A 17,890-nucleotide genomic window follows, 5' to 3' on the forward strand; every position below is an offset into this window, starting at 1 on the left:
ATCGACTCGGTGCATCCGCGACATGTTCAGACCGTTACCGTTCTTCATAGGCCTGCGCTACACCCGCGCCAAACGCCGCAACCACTACATCTCGTTCATCTCGCTGACCTCGATGATCGGCCTGGCGCTGGGCGTGCTGGCGATGATCATCGTGCTCTCGGTGATGAACGGCTTCCAGAAGGAAATGCGCACGCGGATCCTCGGCATGGTGCCGCATGCCACTATCAGCGCGACGCAGCCGCTGGACGACTGGCAGACCGTCGCCAACGCGGCGCTGCGGCACCGCGAGGTGGTCGGCGCGGCGCCGTTCGCCGAACTGCAGGGCATGCTGTCGTACAAGGGCAACATGCTGCCGGTGCTGGTCAACGGCATCGACCCGCAGGAGGAGCGCAAGGTTTCCATCATCGGCGAGCACATCGTCCAGGGCAGCCTGGACGACCTCAAGCCTGGCGAGTTCGGCATCGTCCTCGGCGAGATCACCGCGCGGCGCTTCCATGTCAATGTCGGCGACAAGCTGACCCTGATCGTCCCGGAAGCCACCAGTGCGCCGGGCGGCATCACTCCGCGCATGCAGCGCTTCACCATCGTCGCCCTGTTCAAGGTCGGCGCCGAACTGGACAACTCGCTGGCGCTGATCGACATCGCCGATGCCGGCCAGTTGCTGCGCCTGCAACCGGGCCAGGTGCCGAGCGTGCGCCTGGAACTGAAAGATCTCTACCAGTCGCCGCAGGTCGCCGCCAAGGTGGTCAAGGAGTTGGGGCAGGGCTTCAGGTCCAGCGACTGGACCAGGACCCAGGGCAGCCTGTTCAACGCGATGAAGATGGAAAAGACCATGATCGGCCTGCTCCTGCTGCTGATCATCGCGGTCGCCGCCTTCAACATCATCGCCACCCTGATCATGGTGGTCGCCGACAAGCGCACCGACATCGCGATTCTTCGTACCCTCGGCGCCACGCCGCGGCAGATCATGGCGATCTTCATGGTCCAGGGCACCGTCATCGGCGTGATCGGGACGGTCATCGGCGGGGTGCTCGGGGTGTTCGCGGCGTTGAACATCACCGGGATGATCGACCGCATCGAGCGGCTGGTCGGGCACAAGGTCTTCAGCTCGGACGTGTACTTCATCAACTACCTGCCTTCCGACCTGCAGGTGCTGGACGTGGTGCTGATCTGCAGCGCTGCATTGCTGATGAGCTTCCTCGCCACCCTGTACCCATCCTGGCGCGCGGCGCGGACACAACCGGCCGAGTCGCTGCGCTACGAGTGAGCGAGAAGGCCTGCGCCAGTCCCTGCACGGGGCGGACAAGGCCCACGAAAAAGCCGCCTTCGAGGCGGCTTTTTCATGTCCGGCGGATCACTTCGCGGCGACCCGTTCGCGACGTTGCCGGCAGCGTCGGCTCCAACTGCGCTGCACCCACCAGCGCCAGTAGAGCATCGTCAGCGCGTAGCCGAGGATGGCGGCGATGATGCCGCACACCACCGAACCGAGCAGGAAGGGCTGCCAGAGGCTGGACAGCTCCTGGCTGATCCATTCCCAGGTGAGATGGTCCGGCAGGGTGCGCGGCGGCACCTGCATCAACCAGGCGCCCAGCTTGTAGGTGCAATAGAAGACCGGGGGCATCGTGATCGGATTGGTCAGCCAGACCAATCCGACGGAGATTGGCAGATTGCTCCGAATCCACACCGCCAGACCGGCAGCCAGCAGCATCTGCATCGGCATCGGGATGAAGGCGGCGAACAGCCCGGCGGCCATGGCGCGCGATACCGAGTGGCGATTGAGATGCCAAAGGTTGGGATCGTGCGTCAACTTGCCGAGAAAGCGCAGCGACTTCTGCGAGCGGATGCTTTCCGGATCGGGCATGTAGCGCTTGAACAGGCGACGCGGCATGTGGGCTCTCGGTGGATATAGGCTTGCGTATTATGCCAAGCAAGATGACAGGATTTCGTTGCCCATTGTATGACCCCATGTGACATGTCGGGGAGCGGAGGGCACGCCACGGGGATGGGAGGAACCGTTCATGCGCCTGGGATTGCCAGCCCTCGCCGCGGGGCTGCTGGCCCTGAGCTTCCTGGCGGAATTGCCGTCGGTCGGCTGGCTGCTGGGCATGGCCGCCGCCGGACTGTTGCTGCTGTTCGGCCGGCTGTACTGGCTGGGGTTGTTCCTGCTCGGGTTCGCCTGGGCCTGCGGCTCGGCGCAAGTCGCCCTGGACGGACGCCTGGCCGCCGAGCTGGATGGTCGCACCCTTTGGCTGGAGGGGCGTGTGGTCGATCTGCCGGCGAGCGGCGAGGGCGTCACGCGCTTCCGGCTGGAGGAGGTCCGCGCTGCGCGGGGCGTGCTTCTTCCCGAGCGTCTGCGCCTGAGCTGGCGCGGCGCGCCGCCGCTGATGGGCGGCGAACGCTGGCGCCTGGCGGTGACCCTGAAACGCCCCCGCGGCCTGGTGAACGCGGCGGGTTTCGACTACGAGGCCTGGTTGTTGGCGCAGCGGGTCGGTGCCGTTGGCACGGTGAAGGCGGGCCAGCGCCTGCAGCCGGCCAGCGGCCTGGATGCCTGGCGCGATGCCTGGCGCCAGCGCCTGCTGGCGGTCGACGCACAGGGGCGCGGCGCCGCCCTGGCGGCGCTGGTGCTGGGGGATGGCTCGGGGCTGAGCGCGGCCGAGTGGCGAATGTTCCAGGACACCGGCACCGTGCATCTGATGGTCATCTCCGGTTCGCATATCTCGTTGCTGGCGGGGATGCTCTATGGCCTGGTGGCGGCCTTGCATCGCCTGGGCTGCTGGCCGCGGCGCCTGCCCTGGCTGCCCTGTGCCTGCGCCCTGGGTTTGCTTGGTGCCTGGAGCTACGGGTTGATGGCGGGTTTCGAGGTCCCGGTGCGGCGCGCCTGCCTGATGGTCAGCCTGGCGCTGGTCTGGCGCCTGCGTTTCCGCCACCTGGGCTTGCTGACCCCGCTGCTGGCAACGCTGGTGCTGGTCTTGCTGGTCGAGCCGCTGGCCAGCCTGCAGGCGGGGTTCTGGCTGTCGTTCCTGGCGGTTGCCCTGCTGCTCTGGCTGTTCGCCGGGCGCCTTGGGCGCTGGCGCTGGTGGGCGGCCTGGGGGCGGGCGCAGTGGGGGATGGCGCTGGGGCTGGCGATGCCGCTGCTGGCGCTGGGCCTGCCGTTGAGCCTGAGCGGAGCGCCGGCCAACCTGCTGGCGGTGCCTTGGATCGAACTGCTGGTAGTGCCCCCGGCCCTGGCGGGGAGCCTGCTGCTGTGGGTGCCCGGGCTGGGCGAGGGGCTGCTTCGCGCCGCTGGCGTTTCGCTGGACCTGCTGTTTCGTGCGCTTGGCCTGCTGGCGGGCCTGGCCGAGGCCTGGCAGCCACCCGCCGCAGCGGCCTGGAGCGTAGCGCTGGGCATGCTCGGCGCGCTCTGCTGGCTGGCGCCGGCTGGCTTGCCGTTGCGTGCCCTCGGTGCCGCGTTGCTACTGCCGGCATTGTTGCCGTCATCGCCGCCTGTCGAATGGGGGCGGGCGGAAGTGCGGGTGCTGGACGTCGGCCAGGGGCTGGCCGTGCTGGTGCGTACCCGAGAGCATGTCTTGCTCTATGACAGCGGTGCGCGGCAGGGGGCGTTCGACATGGGCGAGCGGGTGGTGGTGCCGGTGCTGCGCAGCCTGGACCTGCGGCGCCTGGACGGCCTGTTGCTGAGCCATGCCGACAACGACCATGCAGGCGGTGCTCCTACGGTCGCTTCCCGATTCCCGCCGGTTTGGCTGGTCAGCGGCGAACCCGCGCGCCTGCCTTCGCCGTTGTTCGCGGACAGCTGCGACGAGCGGAGCTGGTCCTGGGATGGCGTGGTTTTCGAACAGTGGGCATGGGCACAGGCCGGCGACAGCAACGACCGCTCCTGTGTGCTGAGGGTCGAGGCCGATGGCGAAGTCCTGCTGCTGACCGGGGACATCTCGCGTGCGGCCGAGCATGCCTGGCTGGCGCGACAGGCCGATCCCCGGGTCGACTGGTTGCTGGCGCCGCATCATGGCAGCCGCAGTTCCTCCGGAGTCGCCTTCGTGTTGCGTACGCGGCCTCGCCATGTGCTGGTCTCGCGAGGTTGGCGCAACGCCTTCGGCCATCCCCATGGCGAAGTGATGGAGCGTTACGCGAGGGTCGCCGCGCAGGTCCACGACACGGCACGCGACGGTGCCCTGACGTTTCTCCTCGGAAGCCGTGGCGGCGCACGCCGGGAGCGTGATTCGGCGCACTTCTGGCGGGAAAAATGAGAACCGTGGCGGTCGGCGGAAAAGGGTCGCTGTGCTAGAGTGGCGCCACTTTTTTTTCGGGGATATGCCACTGTGTGGGAACTGGTTCAAGCCGGCGGCTGGATGATGCTGCCGATCATTCTGAGTTCGATCGCCGCCACCGCCATCGTCGCGGAGCGCCTGTGGACGCTGCGCAAGAGCCGCGTCGCGCCGCCCGAGCTGCTCGGCCAGGTGTGGAAGCAGATCAAGGGAAAGCAACTGAGCGCCCAGAAGCTCAAGGACCTGCGCGCCAACTCGCCGCTGGGAGAGATCCTCGCCGCCGGTCTGGCCAACTCCAAGCACGGTCGCGAGATCATGAAGGAGTGCATCGAGGAGGCTGCTTCCGGTGTCATCCACGAGCTGGAGCGCTACCTCAACGCCCTCGGCACCATCGCCGCGATGGCGCCGCTGCTGGGCCTGCTGGGTACGGTGTTCGGCATGATCCAGATCTTCGGCGCCTTCATGGACAACGGCATGGCCAACTCGCCGATGCTCGCCGCGGGCATCTCCAAGGCATTGATCACCACCGCCGCCGGCCTGCTGGTGGCGATTCCGGCGGTGTTCTTCCATCGCTACCTGCTGCGGCGGGTCGACGAACTGGTGATCGCCATGGAGCAGGAGGCCATCAAGCTGGTGGAAGTGGTGCAGGGCGATCGTGAAGTCGACTACGTCGAGGAAGGCAAAGCGTGAAATTCCGCCGCAGACGGGCGGGTGCCGCCCGTGAAGACGTCTTCATCAACCTGGCGTCGCTGATCGACGTGATCTTCGTCCTGCTGCTGTTCTTCGTGGTCAGTACCACCTTCACCCGCCCCGAGCAGCTCAACATCGAGCTGCCATCGGCGGAGAGCGGCGAAACCGCCGGCACCGAGCAGAAGCAACTGGAACTCTCGGTGGATGCCGAGGGGCACTACGCCTTGAACGGGCAGGCGCTGGCCAAGAGCGACCTGGCCACCCTGATGGCGGCGATGCAGCGTGAATCGGCGGGCGACAACAACCTGCCGGTGGTGATCAGCGCCGATGCCAAGTCCACCCACCAGTCGGTGGTCACGGCGATGGACGCAGCGGGCAAGCTGGGCTTCGTCCACCTGCGCATCACCACGGTCGAGAACACGGCGGCCAAGCCCTGATGTCGTTCTCCGAGCGACTGCTCGCCGCCTGGTACCAGGGGCATCCGGCGCTGGCGCTGCTGCGTCCGCTGGAGGCTCTCTATCGTCGGGTGGCGAACGGCCGCCGGGCGGACTTCCTGTCCGGGCGCAAGCCCGCCTACCGGGCACCGCTGCCGGTGCTGGTGGTAGGCAATATCACCGTCGGCGGAACCGGCAAGACGCCGATGATCCTCTGGATGATCGAGCACTGCAGGGCTCGCGGCTTGCGGGTTGGCGTGATCAGCCGCGGCTATGGTGCCCGGCCGCCCACCACGCCGTGGCGGGTGCGGGCCGAGCAGGACGCCGCGGAGGCTGGCGACGAACCGCTGATGATCGTCCGGCGCAGCGGCGTGCCGCTGATGATCGACCCGGATCGTCCGCGCGCCCTGCAGGCGCTGCTCGCCGAAGAGCAGTTGGACCTGGTCCTCTGCGACGATGGCTTGCAGCACTATCGCCTGGCGCGCGATCTGGAACTGGTGCTGATCGATGCCGCGCGCGGTCTCGGCAATGGTCGTTGCCTGCCGGCCGGTCCGTTGCGCGAACCGGCGGAGCGTCTGGAAAGCGTCGACGCGCTGCTTTACAACGGCGCCGACGAGGATCCTGACGGCGGTTACGCATTCCGCTTGCAGCCTACTGCGCTGATCAACCTGCAGAGCGGCGAGCGCCGACCGCTGGAGCATTTTCCCGCGGGCCAGGAGGTCCATGCCCTGGCCGGGATCGGCAATCCGCAGCGTTTCTTCAGGACGCTCGAGGCGCTACACTGGCGGGCGATTCCGCATGCCTTCCCGGATCACGCGACCTACACGGCGGCCGAACTGGCGTTCAGCCCGCCGCTGCCGCTGCTGATGACCGAGAAGGATGCCGTTAAATGCCGGGCTTTCGCAGCGGCCGACTGGTGGTACCTGGCGGTCGATGCGGTGCCTTCCCCAGCATTCGTCGCCTGGTTCGACGCCCGACTCGAGCATCTCCTGGCGCGCTGACCGGCGGCCGTGCCGCCATTGTATGAAGGACTCCGCCATGGACCCGAAACTCCTCGATATCCTTGCCTGCCCGTTGACCAAGGGCCCGCTGGTGCTCAGCGAAGACAAGACCGAACTGATCAGCAAGCAGGCCGGCCTGGCCTATCCGATCCGCGACGGCATCCCGGTGATGCTGGAGAGCGAGGCTCGCTCCCTGAACGTGGACGAGCGGCTGGACAAGTAATGACCAAGGCGTTCACTGTCGTCATTCCCGCCCGCTACGCCTCCACTCGCCTGCCCGGCAAGCCATTGCAGGATATCGCCGGCCAGCCAATGATCCAGCGCGTCTGGAACCAGGCCCGCAAGAGCGCCGCCAGCCGCGTGGTCGTCGCCACCGACGACGAACGCATCCTGGCGGCGTGCCAGGGGTTCGGCGCCGAGGCGCTGCTGACGCGTGCCGAGCACAACTCCGGCACCGATCGCCTGGAGGAAGTCGCTTCCCGGCTCGGCCTGGCCAGCGATGCCATCGTGGTCAACGTCCAGGGCGACGAACCGCTGATCCCCCCGGCGCTCATCGACCAGGTGGCGGCCAACCTGGCGGCGCACCCGGAAGCTGCCATCGCTACCCTGGCCGAGCCGATCCATGAGGTCTCCGCGCTGTTCAATCCGAACGTGGTCAAGGTCGCCACCGACATCGACGGCCTGGCCCTGACTTTCAGTCGTGCGCCCTTGCCCTGGGCTCGCGACGCCTTCGCCCGCGATCGCGACAGCCTGCCGGAGGGCGTGCCCTATCGTCGCCACATCGGCATCTACGCCTATCGCGTGGGTTTCCTTGCCGATTTCGTCGCCTGGGGACCGTGCTGGCTGGAGAACGCCGAAAGCCTTGAGCAATTGCGCGCGCTCTGGCACGGGGTGCGAATCCATGTGGCCGATGCCCGCGAAAACATGCTTCCGGGCGTGGATACGCCGGAAGACCTCGAACGCGTTCGCCGCGTGCTGGGGGGCTGATGCGCGTCCTGTTCGTCTGCCTGGGCAACATCTGCCGGTCGCCCACCGCCGAAGGCGTGTTCCGGCGCAAGGTCGAGGAGGCCGGGCTGGCTTCCCGCATCCATGTCGATTCCGCCGGTACCGCCGGCTGGCATGTCGGCAAGGCGCCCGACCAGCGCACCCGCCTGGCCGCGCAAAGGCGTGGCTACGACCTGTCGGCACTGCGTGGACGCCAGGTCGGCATCGAGGATTTCTCCCGCCATGACCTGATCCTGGCCATGGACCTGTCCAACCTGGCTGACCTCGAGACCCTGCGTGCCGGGCGCGGTGCCGCCGAACTGGATCTGTTCCTGCGTCGCTACGGATCCGAGCGGGACGAAGTGCCCGATCCCTACTATGGCGGCGAAGAAGGCTTCGAGCAGGTCCTCGACCTGATCGAACATGCCTGCGACCGTCTGTTGATCGAAGCCAAGGGGCGACTGTGAGCCTGGAACTGCAAGAGCATTGCTCGCTGAAGCCCTATAACACCTTCGGCATCGACGTGCGCGCCCGCCTGCTGGCCCACGCCCGGGACGAGGCTGATGTGCGCGAGGCCCTGGCCCTGGCTCGGGAGCGTGGATTGCCGCTGCTGGTGATCGGTGGTGGCAGCAACCTGCTGCTGACCCGTGACGTCGAGGCGCTGGTTTTGCGCATGGCCAGCCAGGGGCGGCGAATTGTTTCCGATGCCGCGGATTCGGTGCTGGTCGAGGCGGAGGCGGGCGAGGCCTGGGACCCATTCGTGCAATGGAGCCTGGAACGGGGCCTGGCCGGTCTGGAAAATCTCAGCCTGATTCCCGGCACCGTGGGTGCGGCGCCGATGCAGAACATCGGCGCCTATGGCGTGGAGCTGAAGGACGTCTTCGACAGCCTGACGGCGCTGGATCGCCAGGATGGAACCCTACGTGAGTTCGATCGCCAGGCCTGCCGTTTCGGCTACCGCGACAGCCTGTTCAAGCAGGAGCCGGATCGCTGGCTAATCCTCCGCGTGCGCCTGCGCCTGACGCGGCGGGAGAGGCTGCACCTGGACTACGGGCCGGTACGCCAGCGCCTGGAGGAGGAGGGCATCGCCAGTCCGACGGCCAGGGACGTAAGCCGGGTAATCTGCGCCATTCGCCGGGAGAAGCTGCCCGACCCCGCCGTATTGGGCAATGCCGGCAGCTTCTTCAAGAACCCGCTGGTGGATGCGGCGCAGGCCGAACGCTTGCGTCAGGCCTTCCCGGATCTGGTCGGCTATCCGCAGGCGGACGGTCGGCTGAAGCTGGCTGCAGGCTGGCTCATCGACAAGGGCGGCTGGAAGGGTTTCCGCGATGGCCCGGTGGGGGTACACGCGCAGCAGGCGCTGGTCCTGGTCAACCATGGCGGCGCCACTGGTGCCCAGGTCCGGGCATTGGCCGAGCGTATCCAGGAGGACGTCCGTCGGCGTTTCGGCGTCGAATTGGAGCCTGAACCCAATCTCTACTGAGGGTGCGGCTGGAGAATGAAAAAGGGATGCCGGCGGCATCCCTTTTTCATTGTGCGTGTTCGGCGGCTCTGGTCATGACGGGCGGTATGCCGGAGTGCCGCGGAATGGCGCGCAAAAAAAGGGGATGCCATGGCATCCCCTTTTTTCAGCCTGTCACTCAGGCATGCGGGCGCGAGGTTTCGCTTTCCTCGGCCTTTTTCGCGTGCTCCGTGTCGGCGGCGTCTTCGCCGGAAGCTTCAGGCTCGGCCTGTACCGCTTCCTGGGCTTCGTCCGCCTGGGACGGAACGTCGGCCTGGGTGATTTCTTCAGCCTGGGGTGCAGCAGGTTCCTCCTGGGCCGACGCTTCCTCGCTCGCTACAGCCGGGATCTCCTCGACGGCGGGAGCGGCCTGAGCTGCCGCTTCGGCTGCTGCTGCGGCTTCGCGTGCCAGACGCTCGGCTTCGCGTTGCAGGCGACGTTTTTCCCGTGGGTCGTTGAGGGCACGGCCAGTCGCGTTGGCCGGCACCGCCGCGATGGCCGGGGTCGGCTCCTCGGTGGCTGCGGGCTCGCTAGGGGCTGCTACTTCGACGGGCACCGGAGCGGCAACTTCTTCGGCCGCTTCCGTTGCCGGTTGCACGGCGCTCTCGGCGTCTTCGCGGCTTTCCACGCTTTCGCTGGCGAAGGGAGCTTCTTCAGTGACTTGCGCGACCAGCAGGGTGCTCTGGTCGGCTTCGTCCCGGACCACGCTGACGGTCACCGGCGCTTCGATGTCGGCGGTTTCGCCGGCATTGGCCTCGCTGTCCGCGCCCTGGGTTTCGACGGCTTCGCTGGTCGGTGCGTCGGTTTCATCGCTTGCCGTGGTTTCGCTGGCAGCCTCGCTGGTAGTGGCCGGGGCTTGCTCCACGTTTGCTTCTACGGCTTCGCTGGCGACAGCGATACCGGCAGCAGCGGCGGCTGCGACGGTGTTCAGCGGCGCGGCGGCGTTATCGGTCGCCTCGCTGCCTTCCAGCTCGCCGCTGACCTCGCGCTGGCGTTCGCGGCGGTTGCTGCGACGACGCTGGCCGCGGGAGCGGCGGCGCGGGCGCTCGCCATCGGTATCGTCCTGCTCGTCCTGCTCCAGGCTCTCGTCGTTCGGCAGCGCCTCGGCTTCCAGGGCCGCGGCGTCGCGAGCCTGGCGATCCTCGCGCGGCTGGCGCTCTTCGCGGGCCGGGCGCTCGGCGCGTTCTTCACGGCCTTCGCGGGGTTGGCGCTCTTCGCGAGCCGGGCGTTCGGCGCGCTCTTCGCGGCGGCGTTCGCTGCGTTCCTCGCGACCTTCGCGGCCTTCGCGCGGCTGGCGTTCTTCGCGGGGTGTCCGCTCGGCGCGCTCTTCACGGCCTTCGCGCGGCTGGCGCTCCTCGCGAGCCGGGCGCTCGGCGCGCTCTTCGCGGCGGCGTTCGCTGCGCTCTTCGCGATTCGGGCGTTCGGCGCGCTCTTCGCGCGGTTGACGTTCTGCGCGTTCCTCGCGGGGCTTGCGCTCTTCGTCGCGGCGATTGCCATCGCGGCCATCGCGGCGGCGGTTCTGCTGGCGGCCGTTGCGACGCTCGTCCTGGCGGGTTTGGCGCTCGGCAGCCGGCTTGCTGGTTTCAGCAGGCTTGGCGGCAGGTTGATCCTTGCCTGCGAACAGGCCGACCAGGGACTTCACCAGGCCCTGGAACAGGCTCGGCTCGGGCATCGGCTTGGCCGGCTCGACCGGTGCTTCGGTGTGTTGCGGTGCGGGCTGCTGGGGAGCGACGGTCTTGACTGCTGCTTCCTGGCGGACCAGGGTGCGGGTCGAGCTGACCGGCTGGGCTTCTTCGTGCTCGACGGTGGCCATTTCGTAGCTGGTCTGGCCGGCAACCAGTTCGGGGCTGTCATCGCGCAGACGCTGGACTTCGAAATGCGGGGTTTCCAGATGATCGTCCGGCAGGATGAAGATGCGCGCGCGGGTACGCAGTTCGATCTTGGTGATGGCGTTGCGCTTCTCGTTGAGCAGGAAGGCGGCGACCTGGAAGGGCACGCGGGCGCGGACTTCCGCGGTGCGGTCCTTCAGGGCTTCTTCCTCGATCAGGCGCAGGATGGCCAGCGACAGCGACTCGACATCGCGGATGATGCCCTGGCCGTTGCAGCGCGGGCAGACGATGCCGCTGGTCTCGCCGAGGGACGGACGCAGGCGCTGGCGGGACATTTCCAGCAGGCCGAAGCGCGAGATGCGACCGACCTGGACGCGCGCGCGGTCGGCCTCGAGGGCTTCGCGGACACGCTCTTCCACGGCGCGCTGGTTCTTCGCCGGGGTCATGTCGATGAAGTCGATGACGATCAGGCCGCCGATGTCACGCAGGCGCAGCTGGCGGGCGATTTCCTCGGCCGCTTCCAGGTTGGTCTGCAGGGCGGTTTCCTCGATGTCGCCGCCCTTGGTGGCGCGCGCCGAGTTGATGTCGATGGAAACCAGGGCCTCGGTCGGGTCGATGACGATGGAGCCGCCGGACGGCAGCTTCACTTCACGCTGGAAGGCGGTCTCGATCTGGCTCTCGATCTGGAAGCGATTGAACAGCGGAACGCTGTCCTGGTACAGCTTCACCTTGCTGGCGTACTGCGGCATCACCTGGCGGATGAAGTTCAGGGCTTCTTCCTGGGCGTCGATGCTGTCGATCAGCACTTCGCCGATGTCCTGGCGCAGGTAGTCGCGGATGGCGCGGATGATGACGTTGCTTTCCTGGTAGATCAGGAAGGGCGCGCCACGTTCGCCGGACGCTTCCTTGATCGCGCTCCACAGTTGCAGCAGGTAGTCGAGGTCCCACTGCAGTTCCTCGGTGCTGCGGCCGAGGCCGGCGGTGCGCACGATCAGGCCCATGTCGGCCGGTGCGTTGAGGCCGTTCAGGGCCTCGCGCAGCTCGTTGCGCTCTTCGCCTTCGATACGGCGGGAGATGCCGCCGGCGCGCGGGTTGTTCGGCATCAGCACCAGGTAACGGCCGGCCAGGCTGATGAAGGTGGTCAGGGCGGCGCCCTTGTTGCCGCGCTCTTCCTTCTCGACCTGGACGATGACTTCCTGGCCTTCGCTCAGGACTTCCTTGATGTTGATCCGGCCTTCGGGGGATTTCTTGAAGTATTCGCGGGAGATTTCTTTGAGGGGGAGGAAGCCGTGGCGTTCGGCGCCGAAGTCGACGAAGGCGGCTTCGAGGCTGGGTTCGACGCGAGTGATGCGGCCTTTGTAGATGTTGGCCTTCTTCTGCTCGCGGGCGCCCGACTCGATGTCGAGGTCGAACAGGCGTTGGCCGTCGACCAGTGCAACACGCAACTCCTCGGGTTGAGTCGCGTTGATCAGCATTCTTTTCATGTAGTACCAATGGTTTCCGGGGCTACCGGAAACGGCGATCGGCACACACGACTCTCACGGTCGGTGCTCGGGCGCGTATTCAGGAATGGCGGGCCATTCCCGTGTCCAGCGGCGCTCGGCACTGGGTGCCGGTCCGCGACTACGTCTCCTGCTTCCTGTGTTTCAGAAGCACTTGAGTCAGGAGGAGGAATCGGCTGTCGGAGGCGGACGAAAAATGCGTCTGGATCAAGCTAGAAGCTACGCAGTCCAACAGCCGTACATCTCCACCCTACACATGTTCCTTAAGAATCGGGCGCCGCTCGCAGTATCCGGAGCGGGTTGGCATCTCGCGCTCACCGAAGTGGTCGCGGCTCATGTTTCAAGGCTTTGGTTTCGAGTCGTTAGCGGGTTGGAAATTTTCGTATTTCCGCTGAAACGCCTCTGTAGGACGGCCTGACGTCCGTTCAAAGTGTTTGCAGGCGAGGGGGAAATGCAGGTTGGCAATCATCCGCAGGCCAGGCCGCTTATGGCGGCTTCCCGACTATAGCAGCAATGATTAAGTGCTTCAATTGAATGAAAAATTGTTATGATGTACGGATGACTACTCCCGCCTCTCCGACCACCGGTGTCCAGCTGCTCGATGTGCCGCCGGAACTGGCTGGTCAACGTATCGACAATTTCCTTATCGCCCGTCTCAAGGGTGCGCCCAAGACCCTGATCTATCGCATCCTGCGTAAGGGCGAAGTGCGCGTGAACAAGGGGCGGATCAAGCCCGACTATCGGCTCCAGGCCGGAGACCAAGTGCGCGTGCCGCCGCTGCGCCTGGCCGAGCGTGATGAGCCGGCGCCGCTGGCGCAGGGGCTGCTGGAGCGGATGGAGGCGGCGATCGTCTACGAGGACAAGGCGCTGATCGTGGTCAACAAGCCCGCCGGGATCGCCGTGCATGGCGGCAGCGGCGTGAGCGCCGGGGTCATCGAGGTGTTTCGCCAGTTGCGCCCCGATGCCAAGGATATCGAATTGGTGCATCGTCTCGATCGCGATACCTCCGGCCTGCTGATGATCGCCAAGAAGCGCAGCATGTTGCGTCACCTGCATGAGGCCCTGCGGGGCGAGAAGATCGTCGACAAGCGCTATCACGCCCTGGTCCGTGGCCACTGGCCGGCTGGCAAGAAGAACGTGCGCGCGCCGCTGCTGAAGAACAACCTGCGTTCGGGCGAGCGAATGGTAGAGGTGAACGTCGAGGGCAAGGACGCGCTGACCGAGTTCCGGGTGCTGCGTCGCTTCGGCGATTTCGCCACCCTGGTGGAAGCACGCCCGATCACCGGGCGGACCCACCAGATCCGCGTGCATGCCAAGCACGCCGGGCATGCCATCGCCGGCGACCCGAAGTATGGCGACGAGGATTTCTCCCGCGAGATCCGCGAGCTGGGCGGCAAGCGCCTGTTCCTGCATGCCGCGCAGTTGCGCGTGCCGCTGCCCGACGGGCAGGTGCTGGAGCTGGAGGCGCCGGTGGACGAGATGTGGCAGCGTTCGCTGGAGCGTTTGAATGACTGACTACGCGTTGCTGGTATTCGATTGGGACGGCACCCTGGTCGACTCGATCGCGCGCATCGTCGATTCGATGAAGGCGGCGGCGCGGGAAACCGCTCTGCCGGAGCGGGACGATACCCGGATCAAGGGCATCATCGGCCTCGGCTTGCCCGAGGCGATCGCTTCGCTCTATCCGGAGGTTGGCGATCCTGCTCTGGTCGAGCGTTTCCGGTGTGCCTACAGCGAGCATTACCTGGCGCAGGAAGCGCAGCCGTCGCGGTTGTTCCCCGGCGTGGCCGAAGCCATGGTGCATTTTCGCGAGGCCGGGTTCCGCCTGGCGGTCGCCACCGGCAAGAGTCGGCGCGGCCTGGACCGGGTGCTGGCGGGGCATGGCTGGAGCGATTTCTTCGATATCACCCGCTGCGCCGACGAAACGGCCAGCAAGCCGGACCCGTTGATGCTCCACGAGATCCTGGCGCACTGCCGGGTCGAGCCGGGGCGGGCGCTGATGATCGGTGATTCGCCGTTCGACCTGGAAATGGCGCGACGGGCGGGGATGGATTCGGTTGCGGTGGCCTATGGCGCCCAATCGCTGGAGCAGTTGCGGCCTTATGCGCCGCGGCTGGAAGTTGAGCATTTCACCGAGTTGCGCGCCTGGTTGGGCGGTGCTCGACGTGAGGCGGTTTCAGGAGTGGTTGAGCATGTCTGACGAGTGGAAGTCGGAAACGCCGAAGGCGAATGACGACAAGAGCTGGAAGCTGCTGGAAAAGGCGGTCCTCGCCGGGGTCCAGGAGCAGCGGCGGGCGCGGCGCTGGGGGATATTCTTCAAGTCGCTGACCTTCATCTATCTCTTTGTCGTGCTGCTGGCCTTCAGTCCGTTCGGCAGCCTGGAGAAATCGGCCTCGCGCAGCGGTAGCCACACGGCGCTGATCGAGGTGAAGGGCATGATCGCCGACGATGAGCCGGCCAGTGCCGACAATATCGTCACGGCCCTGCGCGCGGCGTTCAAGGATGAGGGTACCAAGGGGATCGTCCTGCGGATCAACAGTCCGGGCGGCAGTCCGGTGCAGTCGGGCTATATCTATGACGAGATTCGTCGCCTGCGCGGCGAGCACCCGAACGTCAAGGTCTATGCGGTGATCAGCGACCTGGGTGCCTCCGGCGCCTACTACATCGCCAGCGCCGCCGACCAGATCTACGCCGACAAGGCCAGCCTGGTCGGTTCCATCGGCGTGACGGCGGCCAGCTTCGGTTTCGTCGGCACCATGGAGAAGCTCGGTGTCGAGCGGCGCGTCTATACCTCCGGCGAGCACAAGTCGTTCCTCGATCCTTTCCAGCCGCAAAAGCCCGAGGAGACCCAGTTCTGGCAGCAGGTGCTGGATACCACCCACAAGCAGTTCATCGACAGCGTGAAAAAAGGGCGCGGCGACCGGCTCAAGGTCGAGGGGCATCCGGAGCTGTTCTCGGGTCTGGTTTGGTCCGGCGAACAGGCATTGCAGCTGGGTTTGATCGACGGCCTGGGCAATGCCAGCTATGTGGCGCGCGAAGTGGTGAAGGAGAAGAAGATCGAGGACTACACCGTGCAGGAGTCGCCTTTCGATCGCTTCGCCAAGAAGTTCGGTGCCAGTGTGGCGGAGCGCCTCGCGCTGTGGATGGGCTGGCAGGGGCCGGTACTGCGCTGAGGGTGTTTCCCTTCCTTATATAAAGAAGCCCGGCCGAAGCCGGGCTTCTTTATATGGAATGCCGGCTCAGGGGATTTCGACGCCTTCCTCGAGGAGCATGTCGACCAGGCGGATCAGGGGCAGTCCCACCAGGCTGGTGGCGTCCTCTCCTTCGGTGGAGCGGAACAGGCTGACGCCCAGGCCTTCCGCCTTGAAGCTGCCGGCGCAGTCCAGCGGGCGTTCCGCTTCGACGTAGCGGCGGATGCGGCTCTCGTCGAGGTGGCGGAAGTGCACGGTGAACGGCACGCATGCCACCTGGATGCGTCGGCTGGCGCTGTTGAGGAGGGCCAGTCCGGTGAGGAAGGTCACGCTCTTGCCGCTGGCGTCCCGTAGCTGCTGGATGGCGCGTTCGGGGGTGTGCGGCTTGCCGAGGATGTTGCCGTCGAGTACGGCGACCTGGTCGGAGCCGATCACCAGGTGTTGCGGATAGCGTCCGGCCAGCGCTTCGGCCTTGCTGGCGGAAAGGCGGCGCACCAGTTCCTCGGCACTTTCCCCGGCGCGATGGCTTTCGTCGATATCGGGGCTGGCGCTTTCGAAGGGAAGGCGCAGGCGGGTCAGGAGTTCGCGTCGGTAGGGGGAGCTGGAGGCGAGGATCAGGTCGGGCATGAGGTTCTCCATGGCGAGCGGCCGATTTTAACGAAAAGACTCGTCCTTACAGCGGTTTATGGCTAATTTCCTTTGACAGGCGCGGGGGCGTCCCTATAATGGCGCGCTTATGTTGAATGGGCCGATTCCACCTCATGTCGATCCGCGCAAGTTGGTCGACCGCGGCGCCACCCTCGAGGGTGTGTACGCGCTCGCCGATATGCCGCGTGTATGCGAGCAACTGACCAGCGATGCCGGTGAGGTGCGCGTGAAGGTTTCCTTCGAGCGCGACCACCAGAAGCTGGCGGTCATGCATATGCAGCTCGATACCGAGGTGAGCATGGTATGCCAACGCTGCCTGGATGCGGCGGCCATTCCCGTGCATGGCGAATATACCTACGCCATTCTTCGGGAAGGTCAGTCCGCCGACGGTCTGCCGAAGGGGTACGATGCGCTGGAAGTGGGGGAGGAACCCCTGGACCTGCTGGCGCTGGTCGAGGACGAGCTGTTGCTCGCCTTACCCATCGTTCCGGCCCATGACCCCGAAGTATGTCAGCACCCGGCTGGATTCGTCGTCGAAGACGAGCCGGAGTCGAGCGAAGTCGAGGACAAGCGTCCTAATCCGTTCAGCGTACTGGCACAGTTGAAGCGTGACCCAAACGTTTAGGAGTTAATCAATCATGGCTGTTCAGCAGAACAAAAAGTCTCGTTCCGCTCGTGACATGCGTCGTTCCCACGATGCGCTCGAGTCCAATGCTCTGTCCGTGGAAAAGAGCACCGGTGAAGTCCACCTGCGCCACCACGTATCCCCGGACGGCTTCTATCGCGGCCGTAAGGTAGTAGACAAGGGCTCCGACGAGTAATCCTTGTCCGCACCAATCATCGCGATTGATGCAATGGGTGGGGACTTCGGTCCCCACTGCGTTGTTCCGGCCTCTATTGCCTTCCTGGCCGAGAATTCCTCTTCGCAACTGATCCTCGTCGGTCAGCCTGCCCTCCTCGAAGAACTCCTTTCCCGCTATCCGTCGCTCGACCGGCAGCGCCTGCGTGTGCATGCGGCCAGCGAAGTGATAGGTTCAGACGAACGTCCCTCCCAAGCCTTGCGTGGCAAGCCGGACGCTTCCATGCGCGTGGCGCTGGAGCTGGTCCGCGACGGCCGGGCGCACGCGTGCGTCAGCGCCGGCAATACCGGGGCGTTGATGGCGCTGTCGCGGCACCTGCTGAAGACCCTGCCCGGTATCGACCGCCCTGCGATGGTGACGGCGGTTCCGACCGAGAAGGGGCATTGTCATCTGCTCGACCTCGGCGCCAACGTGGATTGCAGTGCCGAGCATCTCTATCAGTTCGCGGTGATGGGCGCGGTGGCGGCAGAGGCCTTGGGCTGCGTCTCGCCCCGGGTCGCCCTGCTCAACGTGGGGACCGAGGAGATCAAGGGCAACCAGCAGGTCAAGCTGGCGGCGAGTCTGTTGCAGAAGGCGCAGGGGTTGAATTTCAGCGGATATATAGAGGGCGATGGCCTGTATCGCGGCGAGGCCGACGTGGTGGTCTGCGACGGTTTCGTCGGCAACATCCTGCTGAAAGCCAGCGAAGGCCTGGCTGCCATGGTGTCGGTGCGGATCGAACAGCGCTTCCGCGATGGACTGGCGGCGAAGCTGGTCGGTGCGCTGGCGTTGCCGCTGCTGCGCCGGCTGCGCGGCGATATCGCTCCGGCACGCTATAACGGCGCCAGTTTCCTCGGATTGCAGGGGATAGTGGTGAAAAGCCATGGGTCTGCCGCCGAGGAGGGTTTCCAGAGCGCCTTGCGTCGCGCGGCACTGGAAGTCCGGGAAAACCTGCCGCAACGATTGCATGGCCGTCTCGAGCATCTGCTGCTCTAATGTGTGACCGGGC

The 17,890-nt window shown here is 66.0% G+C and carries 18 protein-coding genes; 15 read left to right on the top strand and 3 right to left on the bottom strand.

Annotated elements, in window-relative coordinates:
• The first annotated feature begins 22 nt into the window (after positions 1-22).
• Entirely contained in the window at positions 23-1,267 is a 1,245-nt protein-coding gene (locus ACYAF3_RS21350; protein ID WP_003105198.1) for a lipoprotein-releasing ABC transporter permease subunit, read from the top strand.
• An 87-nt stretch (positions 1,268-1,354) separates the two neighbouring features.
• Here the strand turns inward: ACYAF3_RS21350 and ACYAF3_RS21355 are convergent, their stop codons facing one another.
• Positions 1,355-1,888, bottom strand: coding sequence for a DUF2062 domain-containing protein (locus ACYAF3_RS21355; protein ID WP_003091165.1), 534 nt, complete (start codon positions 1,886-1,888; stop codon positions 1,355-1,357).
• A gap of 130 nt (positions 1,889-2,018) precedes the next feature.
• On the opposite strand from ACYAF3_RS21355, the gene ACYAF3_RS21360 reads away from it, so the two are divergent.
• The 8 genes from ACYAF3_RS21360 to murB all read left to right on the top strand — a co-directional run bounded on the left by ACYAF3_RS21360 (position 2,019) and on the right by murB (position 8,854).
• On the top strand, positions 2,019-4,244 hold the full coding sequence (locus tag ACYAF3_RS21360) for a DNA internalization-related competence protein ComEC/Rec2 (protein ID WP_474726175.1): 2,226 nt from the start codon (positions 2,019-2,021) through the stop codon (positions 4,242-4,244).
• A gap of 72 nt (positions 4,245-4,316) precedes the next feature.
• Complete coding sequence (locus ACYAF3_RS21365) at positions 4,317-4,952, top strand: MotA/TolQ/ExbB proton channel family protein (protein ID WP_003091163.1); 636 nt, start codon at positions 4,317-4,319, stop codon at positions 4,950-4,952.
• Positions 4,949-5,389: an ExbD/TolR family protein gene (locus ACYAF3_RS21370; RefSeq protein WP_003091161.1), complete on the top strand. Its 441-nt coding sequence runs from the start codon at positions 4,949-4,951 to the stop codon at positions 5,387-5,389. The genes ACYAF3_RS21365 and ACYAF3_RS21370 overlap by 4 nt, the downstream gene beginning before the upstream one ends.
• On the top strand, positions 5,389-6,387 hold the full coding sequence (lpxK, locus tag ACYAF3_RS21375) for a tetraacyldisaccharide 4'-kinase (RefSeq protein WP_003091159.1): 999 nt from the start codon (positions 5,389-5,391) through the stop codon (positions 6,385-6,387). The genes ACYAF3_RS21370 and lpxK overlap by 1 nt, the downstream gene beginning before the upstream one ends.
• Positions 6,388-6,424: 37 nt before the next feature.
• Positions 6,425-6,610: a Trm112 family protein gene (locus ACYAF3_RS21380; RefSeq protein WP_003091157.1), complete on the top strand. Its 186-nt coding sequence runs from the start codon at positions 6,425-6,427 to the stop codon at positions 6,608-6,610.
• Positions 6,610-7,374, top strand: a complete 765-nt coding sequence (gene kdsB / locus ACYAF3_RS21385) for a 3-deoxy-manno-octulosonate cytidylyltransferase (RefSeq protein WP_016852666.1) — start codon at positions 6,610-6,612, stop codon at positions 7,372-7,374. The genes ACYAF3_RS21380 and kdsB overlap by 1 nt, the downstream gene beginning before the upstream one ends.
• Entirely contained in the window at positions 7,374-7,838 is a 465-nt protein-coding gene (locus ACYAF3_RS21390) for a low molecular weight protein-tyrosine-phosphatase (protein ID WP_003106924.1), read from the top strand. The genes kdsB and ACYAF3_RS21390 overlap by 1 nt, the downstream gene beginning before the upstream one ends.
• Positions 7,835-8,854, top strand: a complete 1,020-nt coding sequence (murB, locus tag ACYAF3_RS21395; protein WP_003091153.1) for a UDP-N-acetylmuramate dehydrogenase — start codon at positions 7,835-7,837, stop codon at positions 8,852-8,854. Before ACYAF3_RS21390 ends, murB begins: the two co-directional genes overlap by 4 nt.
• A 157-nt stretch (positions 8,855-9,011) precedes the next feature.
• Here the strand turns inward: murB and rne are convergent, their stop codons facing one another.
• Positions 9,012-12,185 carry a ribonuclease E gene (gene rne, locus ACYAF3_RS21400; RefSeq protein ID WP_016852668.1) on the bottom strand — a complete coding sequence of 1,058 codons (3,174 nt, stop codon included), beginning with the start codon at positions 12,183-12,185 and terminating at the stop codon, positions 9,012-9,014.
• A 576-nt stretch (positions 12,186-12,761) separates the two neighbouring features.
• Between rne and rluC the strand changes: the two genes are divergently transcribed.
• The 3 genes from rluC to sppA are packed head-to-tail and all read left to right on the top strand — an operon-like array spanning position 12,762 to position 15,376.
• Positions 12,762-13,718 carry a 23S rRNA pseudouridine(955/2504/2580) synthase RluC gene (gene rluC, locus ACYAF3_RS21405; protein ID WP_003104143.1) on the top strand — a complete coding sequence of 319 codons (957 nt, stop codon included), beginning with the start codon at positions 12,762-12,764 and terminating at the stop codon, positions 13,716-13,718.
• Entirely contained in the window at positions 13,711-14,403 is a 693-nt protein-coding gene (locus tag ACYAF3_RS21410) for an HAD-IA family hydrolase (protein WP_003104140.1), read from the top strand. The genes rluC and ACYAF3_RS21410 overlap by 8 nt, the downstream gene beginning before the upstream one ends.
• Positions 14,396-15,376: a signal peptide peptidase SppA gene (gene sppA / locus ACYAF3_RS21415; protein WP_003091146.1), complete on the top strand. Its 981-nt coding sequence runs from the start codon at positions 14,396-14,398 to the stop codon at positions 15,374-15,376. The genes ACYAF3_RS21410 and sppA overlap by 8 nt, the downstream gene beginning before the upstream one ends.
• A 66-nt stretch (positions 15,377-15,442) precedes the next feature.
• Here sppA and ACYAF3_RS21420 read toward each other — a convergent pair whose 3' ends face one another.
• Positions 15,443-16,021 carry a Maf family protein gene (locus ACYAF3_RS21420; protein ID WP_003113992.1) on the bottom strand — a complete coding sequence of 193 codons (579 nt, stop codon included), beginning with the start codon at positions 16,019-16,021 and terminating at the stop codon, positions 15,443-15,445.
• Positions 16,022-16,130: 109 nt separating this feature from the next.
• Between ACYAF3_RS21420 and ACYAF3_RS21425 the strand changes: the two genes are divergently transcribed.
• The 3 genes from ACYAF3_RS21425 to plsX are packed head-to-tail and all read left to right on the top strand — an operon-like array spanning position 16,131 to position 17,877.
• Positions 16,131-16,667 (top strand): YceD family protein, encoded by a 537-nt coding sequence (locus ACYAF3_RS21425; RefSeq protein ID WP_128669467.1) that lies wholly within the window; start codon positions 16,131-16,133, stop codon positions 16,665-16,667.
• Between the two features lie 13 nt (positions 16,668-16,680).
• Positions 16,681-16,863 (top strand): 50S ribosomal protein L32, encoded by a 183-nt coding sequence (gene rpmF, locus ACYAF3_RS21430; protein WP_003091143.1) that lies wholly within the window; start codon positions 16,681-16,683, stop codon positions 16,861-16,863.
• Between the two features lie 3 nt (positions 16,864-16,866).
• Positions 16,867-17,877, top strand: a complete 1,011-nt coding sequence (gene plsX, locus ACYAF3_RS21435) for a phosphate acyltransferase PlsX (RefSeq protein WP_128669469.1) — start codon at positions 16,867-16,869, stop codon at positions 17,875-17,877.
• Positions 17,878-17,890: the final 13 nt, after the last annotated feature.

The sequence above is a fragment of the Pseudomonas sp. TZ252 genome (genome assembly GCF_056110345.1).